Below are 17,813 nucleotides of genomic sequence, written 5' to 3'. Positions count from 1 at the left end.
CCATGACTCCTCTTGAACGCATTGAATCCCTTGATCAGCAGATCACTGACCTGCTCGGCGACCTTCCCTCTCCGGCACAACCCATAGACGCCAGCCATGGTGCGCTTCAGCACCTACAGTGGGCATTGGCGGCTTTCTGGTCAGCGCAGGGTCCTGACGGGATCACCCGCAAACAGAAATTGCTGACGCTACGCCGTGAACTGTTGCTCGCCGAAGTCGACCTGCGGGTTGCCGACCAGACCCTCGATGCCGACCAGGCCAGGCAGATACGTACCTGCCTCGCGCTGCCGCAGTCCTGGCAACGCCGACACCTGCCACAGCAGCAACGACCACAGGTATTCCGGCCGCTGCTGGAGGGCACCCATCCCAACTGGCGCAGCTTTCTGCATGGCGCGCTGGTCATCACTGCGAACGTCCCGGAAGGTAAGTTGCTCACGTCGCAAGACACCACCGGCGGAGCATTGCTGTGCAGTCTGTCTCACGGTATCGAGGCCTATGCCTCGCTAGCCGAGCTGCATGCCGACCTGTGCGAGCGCCTCGACGACCCGCTGCAAAGCCAACCCTTGCTTCATCTCTTTTGCAACATAGAGGACGCCGAACGCGCGCGCCATGCCGAGCGGCTGCGCTATGACTGGTTCGCCGATGACCTGCTCGACGCACAGGTCGAGCGCCTTCTGGAAACCCAGCGACAGCGCCTGAGCAACACCTGGGTCGAGAACCCGCATGACCAACGTGAGGCGCAGCTCAACACCGCCATAAGCCTGAAGGACGCTATCGGCGCCCAGGCAGCACTGAAAACGCGCTATTCGTTGCTGTTGGAGAAACACCTGCCCAACTGGTTGCGCAACAGCAGCACCCAGGCACTGAGCCATATCATGCAGACCATGCAGGAGCTGGTGCTGGCAACAGAAGCATCAACCGCTCCGGGCATCCTCACCCTTGGCCAGTTTCAACAGCAGCACAGCTTGCTGGCATGGACCCGTGAGCGCCTGCAATCACGGATTCGCCACGACCTGAACCTCGCACTAGCCCCTGAGCAGGTCAGGGTCAACGTCACCCAAGGGCTGCAGACCGGGCCCCACGTCAACCCGTTGAACCCATCGAGCTATGTCACCTGGCAAGGCATGGTCCGCACGGGCGACGAGCTGGTGTACAACGTCACCCACAGCTACCCGCTAGATGTATTGGCCCTGCACAACCTGCCCTGGTTCGATTTTGACTACTGGCTGACGGCGAGAATTTCTCATGTTCACGGACTGGAGATCCCTGCCACGCTCTCACCGAGTTACGTCAAGAACCTGATCCGCGACCTGAACGTTGGCGGTAGCTACGCGCAGTTTCTCTATACCCAGTTGATCGATTCGCGCGCCGGCAAATGGCGCCTGCAAGGGCATGCACGGATCAACCGTGCGCGAATGCGCGCCGAAGCCGTCAAAGCCCGCTATGCCGGTCATTTCGCCAAGGACCGATTAGAGCGCGGTTACCACTGGGTAACCACCGTGCTCGATTACCCCGACAACGACTACCGTCCCACCGTTGAAGGCCAAACGATACAAGTGCGCCAACTGCTGATCAAAGGTCACTCCCTAGAGGGCGTAATGTTGATCAATGCCCAGGAACAGAGCGTCCCGTCCTTTGTCCTCTACACCCCCGACGCACCCGACAGGCGTGCCTGGCGCGAATTCTCCAGCGTGCGCGAACTGCTGCGCGCTGTGCGCCAAAACCCGCAGCTGCGTCAGTACATCAGCCAACGCCTGCCCCAACTCAACCCGGCTGTGGTTGAGCAATTACTGACCAAAGGCCGACTGGGCCCTCACCTCGGCAAACCGGCCATCACCGGCGAACTGTTCTTCGCGTGCTACATGGCGGAGGTTCGCAGCGTGCTCGCGCGGGTCAACGCGAGCACGCGAACCACTGCCGAGGTCAACGCGCAATCGGTCATCGACACTGCTTGGCTGATCGTTGATCTGGTCAGCCTGGTGCTGCCCAGTCGCACCATGGTGGCGCTGTCCATCGGCCGCGCAGTCATTGAAGTCTGGGAGGGGGCCGAGGCCTTCAGCCATGAAGACCGTGAGGGCATCCTCAGGCACGCCTACAACGCCCTTAGCCACTCCAACGATGCGGCGACCAGCTACGTCGGTTCCGGCTTCATGCGCCGGGCGCTGCGCGGGATGCCCAAGCGTCCGCCGCTGCCGGTGCCAGCTCGCTACCAGGTCAACGCCGAGCGCAGCACGCTGCGCTACCGCATCGACGGTATCTATGGCGAAGGGGTATACGAAAAGCCGTCGGCGTTCGAAGGGTTATCGCAATACTTTGTGCAGGATAAACAGGGCCGCTATTACAAGGTCAGTTTCGACGGGCAGCGCTGGCGCGCGATCGATCCCGAGCAACCGGACGCCTACCTGCAACTTCCGCTCAAGCATGAGGACGGCGACTGGCTGATCGATTCGCCGGTGATCTGGAACGAAGGCCTGCCCGACCTGGACGCGATGCTCGAGACTTGTCGCCTGTTGGATCTGCGTGACGGGCAACCTGTCGATGGCGGCCAAGGCGTGTACGAGGATAACGGTGAACTGTACCTGCAGGCCGGCAGCCGGCAGTTACCCCTGCGCCGCCATCTGCTAGCGCACCACTACCACCTGATCATCCCGCTCGCCCCGCATGCGCCGGTGCTGGCCTGGGCGGTGCTGCGCCGGGATGAGGGGCAATGGCGCATCAGGGTTCGCCAGCCCGGTCGCAGCAGCGACTGGCTGGCGTTACCCGCCGCTTATGCCGAAAGCCGCGGCAACAGCTGATCCAGCTGCTGGTGCAAGGCGCTGCTGCTTGGCCAGTTACGCAACAGCCGCGCGCGGTCACGTGCAAAGGCCGGGGCGAAACTGAGCTGGGTGGCATGCTGGCACATGGCATCCAGGTCGATCAGCGACCACTGCCCGTCCTGCCAGAACAGGTTGTGGCCTTTCATGTCACCGTGGCTGATGCGCGCATTGATCAGCTGTTGCAGCAGCGCCTGCAACGCCTGAAGCTGCGCCTCGGGCACCTCGCCACTGTCGATATACGGTGCAAAGCTCTCGATCAGATCGGGGCCGTTGGCGTATTCGGTCACCAGGTAAGCGCGGCTGCGCAGCCCCATGACCCGCTGCTCAAGCACAGCCAGCGGCCGCGGCGTGGCAATGCCGAGGAATTCCAGGCGATGCCCTTCAATCCAGGAATGCCAGGCCCGGCTCGGGCGCCAGAAGCGCTTGAACCAGTGAGCGGTGTTCTTGATGTTGTAACGCTTGAGCACCAACGGCCGCCCATCGACGTCGATACGGGCAACACTGGCAGCACCGCCGGTCTTGTACAGGTGGCCCTGGTCGATCAGCGTATCGGCCTGCTCCAGCACCGGCAGCATGGCCGCCAGTTCAGAGCGGCGAATCGAACGCAGGCCCGAGAGGCTGCGCTCGACGCTGAACAACGTGCACTCACGCCCCGCCTTCTCCAGGTAGTCCTTCAGGCGCCAGTTGCGCACCTTGTCGATCTGCTTCTGCAATGCCTCAAGCGGCAGCGCATGCTCGCCATTGGCCAGCAAGTAGTGCACCAGCAGCTCTTCAATGAACGGCTCCAGGCGCTTGGGCAGTTGCGCAAAGAGTACGCCGAGGTTCTGCAGCACCAGCGGGCGAGACAAGGGCTTGCCCAGGGTTTCTGCCTTTATGCCTGCCCCGTCGATCAGGTACAGCGAACCGTTATGACGCAACAGGTTGTCCAGGTGCAGGTCTTCCTGCCACAGGCCTTTGGCGTGCATGTGCGCCACGGCAGCCAGTGCTTCGCCAAGCACCTGTTGCTGCTCATCGGCCAAAGGCGGCAAGGCTTCAACCTCGGCCCAGGCATCGGCCAGGCTCTGGGCGTTTTCAAGGAATTCGAACAACAGCCAGCCGCCCTCGCCTTCTCGCAGGCCATCGGCAAGCAACAGCGGCGTGGTCAGCCCTTGCGCCGCCAGCAGCCGCGCACCGTCGAGCTCACGCTGAAAATGCCGCGCCGCACTGCTACCGACCAGCAACTTGGCCAGCACCGGCTTGCCTCGCCAGATACCCGCACCGACGTAGCGCTGCCCGGGCAACACTCGCAGCAGGCTGAGCAGTTGCAACTCGGCACTGCCTGCGGCATCCGCCAGGCTGATATTCAGGGGCAGATCCGGATGGCGCCCGGCATCCTTGAGTTCGGACAATCGCATCAACGTGCCTCTTTCTCACGGCGGCGGCGCGTCAGGCGCTGCAGCCAGGTATCGACCAGCGTGCTGTCAGCCGCCTGGTCCAGGTAGCTGGCCAGCAGCAGACGCACTTCAGCTTCGCTCCAGTTCGGTGCACGACGCAAGAGCGGCTCAAGGTCCTTGAGACGATCGCGCACGCCCAGCAGCAGCGGTCGGGTTTTTTCCAGGTCGATCAGTTGCGCCAGCCAGCCATCACTGCGCTCGCGCAAGAAAATGTGCTTGGGGTAGAAGCAGCCATGCACCTGGCCGGCTGCATGCACAGTGCGCGCGAGCGTGCCACAGGCGCGCAGGATGCCCTGGCGTTGACCAGCATCGAGTGTCGGCCATTGCCCCAGCAAACGGTCCAGATCGCTCCAGTCATCCAGCGCGCGGGTCATCAGGATCGCCCGGCGTTCACCGTTAATGGTGCGCTCGCCGTAATACACTGCCTGCAGCGCCGGAATCGCCAGCTTCTGGTAGCGAAGAATATTGCGGAACTCGCGGGCGAACGTTGGCTCGCCAAACGGCCGGTGCAGGGTACGGGTCAGGTAATCGCTCTGGCGCTTGAGGTAGTAACCCTTGCCTTCAAGCTCCAGGCGGTACACACGGCTCCAGCCGCCACGCCCCGTGTTGGGCTCATCCACTGCGTCAAGCTGGACCTCCCAGAGCGGGTCGAAGCCATTGAGCCCGTGACGCTCAAGCAGTGCCTGCTCGGCACTGGCGAGAAAATCAGTCATTCGCGTCCCTCGAAAAACGTCACCACATGCCGAATGCGGCGCTTGTCCGATGCGTTCAGGCGTTCGCGCCCACGGTATTGCAGGTAGAAGCGCAAGCGCTGGGTCGCCGAGAGGTGATACTTGGCGACTTTGTCCAGGCAGGCCAGGTCCTTGGTGATCCGGTAGCGCAGCATGAAGCCCCACCAGAAATCACCCGTAGGGCAATCGATGAAGAATACCGTGGCCTGGTCATCGACCAGCAGGTTGCGCCACTTCAGGTCGTTATGGGTGAAGTGGTGATCGTGCATCACCCGGGTGTGCCGGGCCAGCTGACGGCTGATGTGGTCGACCCAGCCGCGATCGGCCAGGCGGGCGTCCTTGCGATCGGCAAGCGCCGAGAGGTCTTCGGTACACGGCAGTTCGCGGGTAATCATCGCCCCGCGGCCAAACGCCAGGCCATTGCGCTCAAGGCCCCAGGCCACCACTTCAGCGGTAGGGATGCCCCATTTGGCAAACTGCTTGAGGTTCTGCCACTCAGCCTTGATCCGCGGGCGCCCCAGGTAACGGCGCAAGCCTTTGCCTGCACCAACGTAACGCTTGACGTAATAGTTGACCCCGTCACGCGTTACGCGAATCACTTCGCTGAGCGGATCGTGGGTCAGTCGTTCGCCCTTGAGCGCGAAGACCGCATCGATACTGCCAAAATCCGCCGCCAGTGCCTGGTAACCAGGCTCCAGTGTCCAACCCGCCATCAGAGCGCGTCCCCGTATCGTTGTTTACGCGCGTAGAGTTTCTGCGCCTTGCCTTCCAGCCAGCGCAACAGCTCAGCCTCCTCGGCAAGGACCTGGCGCAGCGGCTGCTGGAAGTAGCCACGTAGAAAGCGCAGCTTGTCGCGCCGGGTCAGGCCGATGTCCAGCGCCGAAAAATACAGCGCGGCCAGGTCTTTGTTGCGCCAGCGACGGGAAATACTCGCACGGGTCTGGGCGCGGTGCAGGTCAATGACCGACAGTTTGAAGTCATCCGCCGTCACCTCGCGATCGGTGTGCAAGAGGAAATGGCAGATGTAGCAGTCACGGTGATTGACCCCGGCCCGGTGCATCATGCCGGTCATGCGCGCCACTTCGGCGATCAACGCGCGCTTGAGGCGCGGTGCCGGCGGCTGCTTGACCCAGTCGATGCTGAAGTCTTCGAGGCTGATGGTCGGTGCGAGCTCTTCGGTGACAATGAAGGAATGCTGCGCGGCCGGGTTGCTGCCGCGTTCGCCGTAGGCAACGGCGGTCATGGTCGGTACGCCGACCTGGTGCAGGCGTTCGATGGCCTGCCACTCCTGGCCTGCCCCCAGCACCGGCAACTTGGCGGTGAACAGGTTCTTGAAAATCTCGCCCCAGCCAATGCCGCGGTGAATCTTGACGAAGTAGCCACGCCCTTCGACTTCGGTGCGCAAGGTGCGACGACCTTCCAGCTCGCGGTACACCTGCCCTTGCAGGCCCTCCACGGCATCGAAGGCATCACGCCCGGCCCACAGGCGTTTGAACGGCTCGGCCAATATCAGTTTCATTTACGCTCCGGTGCCAGGATCACGTCGGCGGCATGCTCAGGCATGCTGTAAAGGTCGGCGCTGTCGGCAAAGGCCAGTCCGTTTTGCCCCCAGCTGCTGCGGGCGGCATCGTCTTCCAGCATGCGTTGCAGGTACTGGTTGAGCTGCTCCTGTTCGAACGGCTCATCGAGCACCAGGCCGCTGTCCGCCTCGGCGATGTAATGGGCGTAGCCGCACACCGCGGAAACCAGCACCGGCAAGCCGGCGACCAGCGCTTCAAGCAGCACCGTGCCGGTGTTTTCGTTGTACGCCGGGTGAATCAGCAGGTCGGCGCCCAGCAGGAAACGCGGGATATCGCTGCGCCCCTTGAGGAACTGCACCTGATCGGTCAAGCCCAGGGTCGCGCTTTGCAGCTGGAACACCTTGGGATCATCCTGGCCAATGACCATCAGGCGCGTGCGCTTGCGCAGTGCCGACGGCAAGGCCGCCAGGGCCTTGAGGCTGCGGTCGACGCCTTTGGTCTTGAACCCGGAGCCGATCTGCACCATCAGCAGCTGATCGTCCTTGAGGTCGAACTCGCGGCGGAACCCGGCGCGAATCTCGGCGGCATTGGCCGGAGCGCGACGGTCCTGGGAAATGCCCGGTGGCAGCAGGTGGAAACGCTCCAGCGGTGTGTCGTAATGCTTGATGAACAGCGGCTGCTGAACTTCCGAAATCATCAGGATCTCGGTCTTGGCGTCCTTGGCAAACACCGCCCGCTCGTACTCGGCAAAGTGCCGGTAGCGGCCCCAGCGCCGGTACAGCGAGTTGCGCAGGTTCTGCGCCTTGTCTTCAAAGCAGCCGTCGGCGGCGTAGTAGACGTCCAGCCCCGGCATCTTGTTGAAACCGATCAGGCGGTCTACCGGCCGCTTGGCCAGGTCTGCTTGCATCCAGGCGCTGAGTTTCTCGTTGCGCCGATGGTTGAACAACGCCTTGACCGGCGCCACCAGCACTTCAAACCCTTCAGGCACGTCGCCTTCCCAGATCAGCGTGTAGACGCGGATCTTGTGGCCACGACGCTGGCACTCCAGGGCAATGCGCATGAAATCGCGCTGCAAGCCACCGAAGGGGAAATATTTGTACAGCACAAAAGCCAGTTGCATCAACGAACATCCTCAGCCAGCAGCAACGCGCGCAATTGGCTCGCCACACGCTCGGGATTCAGGCGAGTGAAGCACAATGGCCACTCGCGTTTGAGATCGAACCGGCGCTGATCGTCAGCGCTCGGCTTGTAAGTGCATTTTTTCTGCAGGCACGGTGCGCAGGAAAAGTCGCTGGCCAGGTGCACCTGGGACTTGCCATAGGCGCCGGTCAGGCCAGGGTTGGTCGGGCCGAACAGCGACAGGGTCGGCACATCCAGCGCGGCCGCCAGGTGACCGAGGCCGGTGTCTACGGCCACACAAGCCTTGGAAGCCGCCAGCACGCGGGCGACGCCGACCAGATTCAATTTGGGCAGCACCTGGCAATTATTCAAGCCCTTGGCGATGCGCTCGGCACGGGCCTGCTCCGCCGGGTTGCCCCACGGCAGGCGAACCTGCAAACCTTGCTGGCCAAGGCGTTCGGCCAACTGCCGCCAGTAGGCCTCAGGCCAGTGCTTGGTCGCCCAGGTGGTGCCATGCAGGAACACCACAAACGGGGCTGCCGGTGGCAGTTGCAGGCGATCCAGGTCCAGACCGTAATCGCCAAGGCCTGCCGGCAGGTCGTAACCCAGTGCCAGGGCAAACAGCTGGCGCACCCGCTCCACGGCATGCTGCCCGCGTTGTACCGAAAAGCGCCGGTCATAGAAGCGGCTGGCCAACCCTTCACGGGCCGAATAACGGTCGAGCCCGGCCACCGGCGCTTTCACCGAGCGGGTCAGCCAGGCCGACTTGACCAGCCCCTGGGCGTCGATCACCAGGTCGTACGGGGTTTCGCGCAGGCGCTGCTTGAACTGGCGCCATTCGCCGCTCTTGAACGTCTGCCAGAGGTTTTTGCGCCAGCGCCGGATGGCCACCGGGATCACCTTGTCGACCGCCGGGTGCCAGCTCGGGATCTCGGCAAAGCCTTCCTCGACTACCCAATCGAAGCGGATACCCGGAATCGCCCGGGCAGCGTCGGTCAGCGCCGGCAGCGCATGAATCACATCGCCCAGAGAAGACGTCTTGATCAGCAATACCCGCACTTAATCGACCTCAGCCAGGACATCGACAAGGCTCGGTCCATTGAGGCGCTGCAATGCAGCCACTACGGCCTCTGGCTCAAGTTGACGCAAGCAGTTGTAGTGGCCGAAGCGACAGGTGCGGTCAAAGCACGGGCTGCATTCAAGGCCCAGGCGGACGATTTCGACCTGGTCGGCCAACGGCGGGGTGAAGCCCGGCGAGGTAGAACCGTAAACGGCCACCAGTGGGCGGTTCAACGCTGCCGCCACGTGCATCAGGCCCGAATCGTTGGACACCACTGCATCGCTGCAGGACAGCAGGTCGATGGCCTCGGCCAGCGAGGTTTCGCCACTGAGGTTATAGGACTCTTCACGCAGGCCGGGAATCAGCCGGTCACGGATCGACTCGCCCACGGCGTGGTCGTTCTTCGAGCCAAACAGCCACACCTGCCAGCCCTCACGGATCTTGGCTTCGGCGACTTTGGCGTAATGCTCCGACGGCCAGCGCTTGGCTTCGCCAAACTCGGCGCCTGGGCACAGCGCCAGCACCGGACGGTCCAGCGCCAGGCCGAACTTGGCCAGGGCAGCATCGCGGCTGGCCGCTTCAATTTGCAGGCTCGGGCGCGGGTATGGCTTGGGCAGCTCGGTACCGGCCGGATAGGCCAGCGCCATGAAGCGCTCGATCATCAACGGGTAACGCGCCTTGTCCAGCTTGCGCACGTCATTGAGCAGGCCAAAGCGCAGCTCGCCACGCCAACCGGTGCGCTTGGGAATACCCGCAAAGAATGGCACCAACGCCGACTTGAGGGAGTTGGGCAGCAGGATCGCCTGGTCGTATTGACCTGCCAGGGACTTGCCGATGCGTCGACGGGTTGCCAGTTCCAGCGCACCGTGGCCGAGCGGAAAGCTCAAGGCCTGGCGCACTTCGGGCATGCGTTCGAGGATCGGCCGGCTCCACTCGGGGGCCAGCACATCGATCACACACGCCGGATGTTGCTGCTTCAGGCAATGGAACAGGGTTTGCGCCATTACCATGTCGCCCACCCAGCTTGGGCCAATGATCAAAATTCTCATGCTTTATCCAGAAACGATCAGGGAGGCTGCAGCCTGTCCGCGAACAGCCTGGCCTCCCTTCTTTATATTCAGGCTATATGTCGACCAGTGTACGCCACTCGGGCTGTAGTGTGGTCTTGGCAGGCTTCCTGCCGCCTGATTCGCCTGGTTTAACCGCTTATGTCAGGCCCAGTTCAGCCCAGATACGCCTTACTTCGCCGCGCTCCTGCACGAACTGCGAGGCATCGATCACCCCCGCCTGCTTCTGCAGGGCCTGGCGGTGTGCGGCGGAACGAAAGGCCTTGTACACCTCACGCAGCAGCACCGCATCGCTGGCGGGCATCAGCCCGGCCTGCTCAAGCTCTTCGAGAATGCGGATGTTATCGGTCCAGCGCAGCAGTGCCGGGTGGTCGTGAGACCAGGCCAAAGCGGCGTATTGCACCATAAATTCGATATCGACGATACCACCGGCATCCTGCTTGATATCGAAGGGCACCCCGGGTGTGAAGGCATTGGGGCCGGTGCCCGCAGCACTGATGCGGGTGCCCAGGTTGTCGCGCATCTTGGCGCGCATCTCGCTGACCTCGGCTTGCAGCTTGGGCAGGTCGCGCGCCTTGCCGAGCACCTTGGCACGCACGGCCTCGAAGGCGGTTCCCACTTGCGGGCAGCCGACCAGTACCCGGGCCCGCACCAGTGCCTGATGCTCCCAGGTCCAGGCTTCGTTCAGCTGGTAGCGCTCGAAGGCCCCCAGCGAACTGACCAGCAGCCCCGACGCCCCGGAAGGACGCAAGCGCATGTCCACGTCATAGAGCTGTCCGGAGTTGGTCTGGGTGGTGAGCATGTGGATGATCCGCTGCCCCAGCCGGGTGAAAAACTGCGCACCGTCGATGGGTTTGGCGCCATCGGTTTCGGCCTGAGGGTCGCCATCATGGACAAACACCAGGTCCAGGTCCGAGCCATGGCCTAGCTCGATGCCGCCAACCTTGCCATAGCCGACGATAATGAAACCCGGGTCGCACAAACTGCCATCACTGCGCTTGGGCTGGCCATGGCGCGCCACGGTCTGGCGCCAGGCCAGGGCCAGTACCTGATTGAGGATGGCTTCGGCCAGCCAGGTGAGGTAATCGCTGACCTTCATCAGCGGCAGATTCCCGGCGATTTCCGACGCGGCCACGCGCAGGTTGTGAGCCAGTTTGAAGTGACGCAGCGCTTCCATCTGCTGCTCCAGATCGTCCTCGGGAATCCGTGTAAGACGCTCATTCAGCTCGGCCGCCAGCTCCGGCGCCAACGGCGGGCTGTACAAGCGGCCTTCGTTCAACAGCTCATCGAGCAGCAGCGGAAAGCGGGTGATCTGTTCGGCGATCCACGGGCTGGCGGCGCACAAGGTCAGCAAGCGACGCAGCGCCCCGGGGTTCTCGGTCAGCAGCACCAGATAGGCCGAGCGCCGGGCGACCGCTTCTACCAGTGGCAACACACGCTCCAGTACCAGGTCCGGGTCGGCATGTTCTACCGCTTGTGCCAACAAGCGTGGGATGAAGGCGTCCAGGCGCTCGCGGCCCAAGCGTTGCATGGCCCGCAGCTGCGGACTGGCACGCAGCCCGGCGAGTTGTTTGAGCGCCTTGACCGGGTCGGCGAAACCGGCTTCCTGCAACTGACGGCACGCGGCCTCTTCATTCTGGACTTCTTCCCAAAGCGGCAGCCATTCACCGCCGACAATGACCTCGCCCTCTTCGTTTTCATCCTCATCCGGATCGGCGATGACCTGACGGAAGTGCCAGTCGATGCGCCCACGCCAATACATCAGCTGGTCACGGAAGCTCGCCCAGTTACTAAAACCGAGCATGAAGGCAATACGCACACGGTCCAGCTCATCATCCGGCAACATCTGGGTCTGACGGTCGGCAATCGCCTGGATCGCGTGCTCGGTGTAACGCAGGAATTCATAGCCTTCGCGCAGCTCGGCAACCACGGCAGGCGGCAGATAGCCCTGTCCTTCAAGGGTCGACAGGACTTTAAGCAAAGGTCGCTGTTGCAGGCTCAAGTCGCGCCCGCCATGGATCAGCTGAAACGCCTGGGCGATAAACTCGACTTCGCGAATGCCACCGGCACCCAGCTTGATGTTGTCGGCCATGCCCTTGCGCCGTACTTCCTGCTGGATCAGCTGCTTCATGGTGCGCAGCGCTTCGATGGCGGAAAAATCCAGATAACGCCGGTAAACGAAAGGTCGCAGCATATCCAGCAACTGCGCCCCGGCCACTTGGTCGCCGGCCACCACCCGCGCCTTGATCATCGCGTAGCGTTCCCAGTCGCGGCCCTGGTCCTGGTAATACTGCTCCAACGCGTTGAAGCTCAGTGCCAGGGCGCCGGCGGAACCGTAGGGGCGCAAGCGCATATCGACACGGAACACGAAGCCATCGACGGTGATCGGATCCAGCGCCTTGATCAGTCGCTGACCCAGACGGGTGAAGAACTCCTGGTTATCCAGTGAGCGCTTGACGCCTTCTGTCTCGCCGCCTTCAGGGAAGGCAAAGATCAGGTCGATGTCCGACGACAGGTTCAGCTCGACCGCGCCAAGCTTGCCCATGCCCAGCACCACCATATGTTGAGGCAGGCCGCTGCGATGGCCGATGGGGGTACCGAACTGCTGGCAATGGCGCGGGTACAGCCATTGGTAAGCCTGGTCGATACACGCGTCCGCCAGGTCCGACAGGTCACGACAGGTCTGCACCAGGTCCGCCTGACGGTTCAGGTCACGCCAGATTATCCGTACCTGCTGGCGGCTACGCTGACGACGCAGGTTGCGCGCCAGCTCGTCTTCGCTCTCGGCAGCCTGAGTGGCGGCAGCAATATGTGCGCACAACTCGCCCGGCGCGAAACTACGGTCGAGTTCGCCGCTGGCGACCAGATCAAGGAGCATGGCCGGATCGCGTATTGCCTGTTCGAAGACAAAGTCGCTGGCTGCGGTGACCCGGGCGAACTGCGCCCAACGCTCCACCGTCCAGCTATCGAGCGATAAAGAGGGTGTCTGGGCAACGGCGTCACGCAACGATTGCTCACTGCGACTGACAAACGGCACCAGGGTGGCGGGCACTACGGCCAGCAAAGGCAGGCTCATGGACTATCCTTGATCGGCGAGAAAAGATTGGCAGCGCACGGGCGAGGAAACCCTGACCACGGTTGGACTGTCATACAAAAGTTAGAAATAGCTGAAAAATCTGATTTTCTGGCAGAAACCATCGCTGCAAACCTTTTCGCAACTTGTTTTTAACCACCGGTATCGATTTATCCCACAACCCGAACAGAGGCCACGAGCCATTTTTCTGTAGTTTTACTACTGCTTCTTCACGTCAAAAGCATGAAATGGTGATTCATTTGTAGTAAAACTACACAACGCCGGTACACTCTCCGGTAATCCAAGAATTTCATGTCGTCTGCCCAAAAGGCCAGTCGCAAACTCAGGCAACCGATTCTGGAAGCCTTTCCGCCCTGGAGCAAGCCATGCAAGACCTCGATCCCGTCGAAACCCAGGAATGGCTGGACGCCCTGGAGTCGGTTCTCGACAAAGAAGGCGAAGACCGCGCTCACTATCTGATGACCCGTATGGGCGAGCTGGCCACCCGTAGTGGCTCCCAGCTGCCGTACGCCATCACCACGCCATACCGCAACACCATCCCTGTTACCCACGAAGCACGCATGCCTGGCGACCTGTTCATGGAACGCCGCATTCGCTCGTTGGTCCGTTGGAACGCGCTGGCCATGGTGATGCGCACCAACCTGAAAGATTCGGATCTGGGCGGCCACATTTCGAGCTTCGCCTCCAGCGCCACCCTGTACGACATCGGCTTCAACTACTTCTTCCAGGCCCCGACCGAAGAACACGGCGGCGACCTGGTGTTCTTCCAGGGCCACGCCTCGCCTGGCGTCTACGCCCGCGCCTTCATGGAAGGCCGCATCAGCGAAGACCAGATGAACAACTTCCGTCAGGAAGTCGATGGCAAGGGCCTGTCGTCCTACCCGCACCCTTGGCTGATGCCTGACTTCTGGCAGTTCCCGACCGTATCCATGGGTCTGGGCCCGATCCAGGCGATCTACCAGGCACGTTTCATGAAGTACCTGGAAGCCCGTGGCTTCATCCCGGCCGGCAAGCAGAAAGTCTGGTGCTTCATGGGCGACGGCGAGTGCGACGAGCCGGAATCCCTGGGCGCAATCGCCCTGGCCGGCCGCGAGAAGCTGGACAACCTGATCTTCGTCATCAACTGCAACCTGCAGCGCCTCGACGGCCCGGTTCGCGGCAACGGCAAGATCATCCAGGAACTCGAAGGCGTGTTCCGTGGCGGTGGCTGGAACGTCAACAAAGTCGTCTGGGGCCGTTTCTGGGACCCACTGCTGGCCAAGGACACCAACGGTGCCCTGCAGCGCCGCATGGACGAAGTCATCGACGGCGAGTACCAGAACTACAAGGCCAAGGACGGCGCGTTCGTCCGTGAGCACTTCTTCAACACCCCAGAACTCAAGGCCATGGTCGAAGACCTGTCCGACGACGAAATCTGGAAGCTCAACCGTGGTGGCCACGACCCGTACAAGGTCTATGCAGCCTACCACCAGGCGGTCAACCACAAAGAGCAACCGACCGTCATCCTGGCCAAGACCATCAAGGGTTACGGCACCGGTGCTGGCGAAGCCAAGAACACCGCGCACAACACCAAGAAGGTCGACGTCGACAGCCTGCGCCAGTTCCGCGACCGCTTCGACATCCCGGTCAAGGACGACGAGCTGGAAAACCTGCCGTTCTTCAAACCGGAAGAAGGTAGCGCCGAAGCCCGTTACCTGGCTGAACGCCGCGCCGCCCTCGGTGGTTTCGTGCCACAGCGCCGCGCCAAGAGCTTCAGCGTACCGACCCCGCCACTGGAAACCCTGAAGGCGATCCTGGACGGCTCGGGCGACCGTGAAATCTCCACCACCATGGCCTTCGTGCGGATCCTCGCGCAACTGGTCAAGGACAAGGAAATCGGCCAGCGCATCGTTCCGATCATCCCGGACGAAGCCCGTACCTTCGGTATGGAAGGCATGTTCCGCCAGCTGGGCATCTACTCGTCCGTCGGCCAGCTCTACGAGCCAGTCGATAAAGACCAGGTGATGTTCTACCGCGAAGACAAGAAAGGCCAGATCCTCGAAGAAGGCATCAACGAAGCCGGCGCCATGTCGTCGTTCATCGCTGCCGGTACTTCGTACAGCTGCCACAACCAGCCGATGCTGCCGTTCTACATCTTCTACTCGATGTTCGGCTTCCAGCGTATCGGTGACCTGGCCTGGGCCGCTGGCGACAGCCGCACCCGTGGCTTCCTGATCGGCGGTACCGCCGGCCGTACCACCCTCAACGGTGAAGGCCTGCAGCACGAAGACGGTCACAGCCACATGATGGCCGGTACCATCCCGAACTGCCGCACCTATGATCCGACCTACGGCTACGAGCTGGCAGTGATCATCCAGGACGGCATGAAGAAGATGACCGAAGAGCAACAGGACGTCTTCTACTACATCACCGTGATGAACGAGTCCTACCAGCAGCCAGCCATGCCGGCCGGTGTCGAGGAAGGCATCATCAAGGGCATGTACCTGCTCGAGGAAGATACCCGCGAAGCGGCGCACCACGTCCAGCTGATGGGCTCCGGCACCATCCTGCGTGAAGTGCGTGAAGCGGCGAAGATCCTGCGTGAAGAGTTCAACGTCGGCGCCGCCGTCTGGAGCGTTACCAGCTTCAACGAACTGCGTCGCGACGGCCTGGCCGTAGAGCGCAGCAACCGCCTCAAGCCTGGCCAGAAGCCACAGCAGACCTACGTCGAGCAGTGCCTGAACGGTCGCAAGGGCCCGGTCATTGCCTCTACCGACTACATGAAACTGTTCGCCGAGCAGATCCGTCAGTGGGTGCCGAGCAAAGAATTCAAAGTCCTGGGTACCGATGGCTACGGTCGCAGCGACAGCCGCAAGAAGCTGCGTCACTTCTTCGAAGTCGACCGTCACTTCGTCGTGCTGGCTGCACTGGAAGCCTTGGCTGACCGTGGCGAGATCGAACCGAAGGTTGTGGCCGATGCCATCACCAAGTTCGGCATCGACCCGGACAAGCGCAACCCACTGGACTGCTGAGGAGTATTTTAAGTGAGCGAACTCATTCGCGTACCTGACATCGGCAGCGGTGAAGGTGAAATCATTGAGCTGTTCGTCAAAGTCGGCGACCGCATCGAGGCTGACCAAAGCCTGCTGACCCTGGAGTCCGACAAGGCCTCCATGGAGATCCCGGCCCCAAAGGCCGGCGTGATCAAGTCGCTGAAGGTCAAGCTCGGCGACCGCCTGAAAGAAGGCGACGAGCTGATGGAACTGGAAGTCGAGGGCGCCGCTGCGGCGCCTGAGGCTCCGGCCGCTGCGGCCCCGGCTGCAGCTGCACCGGCTGCCGCTCCGGCTGCAGAAGCTGCACCTGCTCCGGCCGCCGCGCCTGCTGCTGCCACTGTTCAGGACATCCACGTTCCGGACATCGGCTCTTCGGGCAAGGCCAAGATCATCGAAGTACTGGTCAAGGTCGGCGACACCGTCGAAGCCGACCAGTCGCTGATCACCCTGGAATCGGACAAAGCCTCGATGGAGATCCCGTCTCCAGCCGCTGGCGTGGTCGAAGCCGTGATTGCCAAGCTGGACGACGAAGTCGGTACCGGCGACCTGATCCTCAAGCTGAAAGTAGCTGGTGCCGCGCCTGCCGCTGCACCGGCTCCGGCGGCTGCGGCACCGGCGCCGGCCAAGGCTGAAGCAGCGCCTGCTGCTGCGCCTGTAGCCGCGGCCCCTGCTGCCGCACCGGCTGCTGCTCCTGCTGCTGTCAGCGGTGCCAAAGTTCACGCCGGCCCTGCCGTGCGTCAGCTGGCCCGTGAGTTCGGCGTCGAGCTGAGCGCCGTTGCCGCCTCTGGCCCGCACGGTCGCGTGCTCAAGGAAGACGTGCAGGTTTACGTCAAGGCCATGATGCAGAAGGCCAAGGAAGCCCCGGCCGCCGGTGCAACCGGTGGTGCAGGCATCCCGCCGATCCCGGAAGTCGACTTCAGCCGCTTCGGCGAAACCGAAGAAGTGCCGATGACCCGCCTGATGCAGATGGGTGCTACCAACCTGCATCGCAGCTGGCTGAACGTGCCTCACGTTACCCAGTTCGACAGCGCCGACATCACCGAGCTGGAAGCTTTCCGCGTTGCCCAGAAAGCCGTTGCAGAGAAGGCTGGCGTCAAGCTGACCGTACTGCCGCTGCTGCTCAAGGCCTGCGCCCACCTGCTCAAGGAACTGCCGGACTTCAACAGCTCGCTGGCCCCTAGCGGCAAAGCGATCATCCGCAAGAAATACGTCAACGTCGGTTTCGCCGTCGACACCCCGGATGGCCTGTTGGTCCCTGTGATCAAGAACGTCGACCAGAAGAGCCTGCTGCAACTGGCTGGCGAAGCGGCGGCCCTGGCTGAAAAAGCCCGGACCAAAAAACTGTCGGCTGACGACATGCAAGGCGCCTGCTTCACCATCTCCAGCCTCGGTCACATTGGCGGCACCGGCTTCACGCCGATCGTCAACGCGCCGGAAGTGGCGATCCTCGGTGTTTCCAAGGCCACCATCCAGCCAGTCTGGGATGGCAAAGCCTTCCAGCCGAAGCTGATGCTGCCGCTGTCGCTGTCCTACGATCACCGTGTGATCAACGGTGCAGCTGCTGCACGCTTCACCAAGCGTCTGGGCGACCTGCTGACCGATATCCGCACCATGCTGCTGTAATGCTGTTTCCTGTCTCCCCCTGCCGGGGGAGACAGGCTCCCTTTTCGAGCTGCCACGCTCGTACCTCAACCCCGTCACTTTGGCGGGGCTTTTTTTGTCTGCGATTTATGCGCTTTCACCTTCTTGTGAGCCGACAACACCGGTTCGCAAAGGGGCTGCGTGGTTTTCGGGTCAAGAAATCATTCGCTACGCCGATATACAGTCATTAGAACGCCGCTGTATCGCTTGTCAGCCATCGACGCATGATGCAACCTTGCCCAACCGCGTAGCAGCACTTTGCCCAGCCCGCGCCAACCGCCTTATTGAAGCGAGCTCTCA

11 protein-coding genes are annotated in these 17,813 nt (G+C 62.3%); 3 read left to right on the top strand and 8 right to left on the bottom strand.

Features of this window, described 5'->3' with window-relative positions; genetic code table 11:
- The first annotated feature begins 2 nt into the window (after positions 1–2).
- Positions 3–2,795, top strand: a complete 2,793-nt coding sequence (locus tag I5S59_RS12115; protein ID WP_197876836.1) for a dermonecrotic toxin domain-containing protein — start codon at positions 3–5, stop codon at positions 2,793–2,795.
- Here I5S59_RS12115 and I5S59_RS12110 read toward each other — a convergent pair.
- The 8 genes from I5S59_RS12110 to glnE all read right to left on the bottom strand — a co-directional run bounded on the left by I5S59_RS12110 (position 2,768) and on the right by glnE (position 12,822).
- Positions 2,768–4,210, bottom strand: coding sequence for a lipopolysaccharide kinase InaA family protein (locus I5S59_RS12110; RefSeq protein WP_197876835.1), 1,443 nt, complete (start codon positions 4,208–4,210; stop codon positions 2,768–2,770). The genes I5S59_RS12115 and I5S59_RS12110 overlap by 28 nt on opposite strands.
- Entirely contained in the window at positions 4,210–4,962 is a 753-nt protein-coding gene (locus I5S59_RS12105; protein WP_197876834.1) for a lipopolysaccharide kinase InaA family protein, read from the bottom strand. The genes I5S59_RS12110 and I5S59_RS12105 overlap by 1 nt, the downstream gene beginning before the upstream one ends.
- The gene (locus I5S59_RS12100) at positions 4,959–5,693 is read right to left on the bottom strand and encodes a lipopolysaccharide kinase InaA family protein (protein ID WP_197876833.1); all 735 of its coding nucleotides are present in this window, start codon (positions 5,691–5,693) and stop codon (positions 4,959–4,961) included. Before I5S59_RS12100 ends, I5S59_RS12105 begins: the two co-directional genes overlap by 4 nt.
- The gene (gene rfaP / locus I5S59_RS12095; protein WP_197876832.1) at positions 5,693–6,499 is read right to left on the bottom strand and encodes a lipopolysaccharide core heptose(I) kinase RfaP; all 807 of its coding nucleotides are present in this window, start codon (positions 6,497–6,499) and stop codon (positions 5,693–5,695) included. The genes I5S59_RS12100 and rfaP overlap by 1 nt, the downstream gene beginning before the upstream one ends.
- The gene (locus I5S59_RS12090; protein WP_197876831.1) at positions 6,496–7,620 is read right to left on the bottom strand and encodes a glycosyltransferase family 4 protein; all 1,125 of its coding nucleotides are present in this window, start codon (positions 7,618–7,620) and stop codon (positions 6,496–6,498) included. Before I5S59_RS12090 ends, rfaP begins: the two co-directional genes overlap by 4 nt.
- Positions 7,620–8,678: a lipopolysaccharide heptosyltransferase I gene (gene waaC / locus I5S59_RS12085; RefSeq protein WP_197876830.1), complete on the bottom strand. Its 1,059-nt coding sequence runs from the start codon at positions 8,676–8,678 to the stop codon at positions 7,620–7,622. The genes I5S59_RS12090 and waaC overlap by 1 nt, the downstream gene beginning before the upstream one ends.
- A complete protein-coding gene (gene waaF / locus I5S59_RS12080; protein WP_197876829.1) occupies positions 8,679–9,728 on the bottom strand; it encodes a lipopolysaccharide heptosyltransferase II in 1,050 nt (349 codons plus the stop codon).
- A 157-nt stretch (positions 9,729–9,885) separates the two neighbouring features.
- Positions 9,886–12,822, bottom strand: coding sequence for a bifunctional [glutamate--ammonia ligase]-adenylyl-L-tyrosine phosphorylase/[glutamate--ammonia-ligase] adenylyltransferase (gene glnE, locus I5S59_RS12075; RefSeq protein WP_197876828.1), 2,937 nt, complete (start codon positions 12,820–12,822; stop codon positions 9,886–9,888).
- 383 nt (positions 12,823–13,205) lie between these two features.
- Here glnE and aceE point away from each other — a divergent pair, with 383 nt between their 5' ends.
- Positions 13,206–15,851 (top strand): pyruvate dehydrogenase (acetyl-transferring), homodimeric type, encoded by a 2,646-nt coding sequence (gene aceE / locus I5S59_RS12070; protein WP_197876827.1) that lies wholly within the window; start codon positions 13,206–13,208, stop codon positions 15,849–15,851.
- Between the two features lie 12 nt (positions 15,852–15,863).
- Complete coding sequence (aceF, locus tag I5S59_RS12065; RefSeq protein WP_197876826.1) at positions 15,864–17,495, top strand: dihydrolipoyllysine-residue acetyltransferase; 1,632 nt, start codon at positions 15,864–15,866, stop codon at positions 17,493–17,495.
- Positions 17,496–17,813 lie beyond the last annotated feature (318 nt).

It is taken from the genome of Pseudomonas alkylphenolica (genome assembly GCF_016009175.1).
GTDB classification, from domain to species: domain Bacteria; phylum Pseudomonadota; class Gammaproteobacteria; order Pseudomonadales; family Pseudomonadaceae; genus Aquipseudomonas; species Aquipseudomonas alkylphenolica_B.
This window is presented reverse-complemented; position numbering and strand designations above follow the sequence as displayed.

What these genes read in the sequence shown, in the direction of transcription:
- waaF (WP_197876829.1), bottom strand. Translation starts at nt 9,728, where the DNA reads ATGAGAATTTTGATCATTGGCCCAAGCTGGGTGGGCGACATGGTAATG.
- I5S59_RS12090 (WP_197876831.1), bottom strand. Translation starts at nt 7,620, where the DNA reads ATGCAACTGGCTTTTGTGCTGTACAAATATTTCCCCTTCGGTGGCTTG.
- I5S59_RS12100 (WP_197876833.1), bottom strand. Translation starts at nt 5,693, where the DNA reads ATGGCGGGTTGGACACTGGAGCCTGGTTACCAGGCACTGGCGGCGGAT.
- I5S59_RS12110 (WP_197876835.1), bottom strand. Translation starts at nt 4,210, where the DNA reads ATGCGATTGTCCGAACTCAAGGATGCCGGGCGCCATCCGGATCTGCCC.
- aceE (WP_197876827.1), top strand. Translation starts at nt 13,206, where the DNA reads ATGCAAGACCTCGATCCCGTCGAAACCCAGGAATGGCTGGACGCCCTG.
- I5S59_RS12115 (WP_197876836.1), top strand. Translation starts at nt 3, where the DNA reads ATGACTCCTCTTGAACGCATTGAATCCCTTGATCAGCAGATCACTGAC.
- glnE (WP_197876828.1), bottom strand. Translation starts at nt 12,822, where the DNA reads ATGAGCCTGCCTTTGCTGGCCGTAGTGCCCGCCACCCTGGTGCCGTTT.
- rfaP (WP_197876832.1), bottom strand. Translation starts at nt 6,499, where the DNA reads ATGAAACTGATATTGGCCGAGCCGTTCAAACGCCTGTGGGCCGGGCGT.
- I5S59_RS12105 (WP_197876834.1), bottom strand. Translation starts at nt 4,962, where the DNA reads ATGACTGATTTTCTCGCCAGTGCCGAGCAGGCACTGCTTGAGCGTCAC.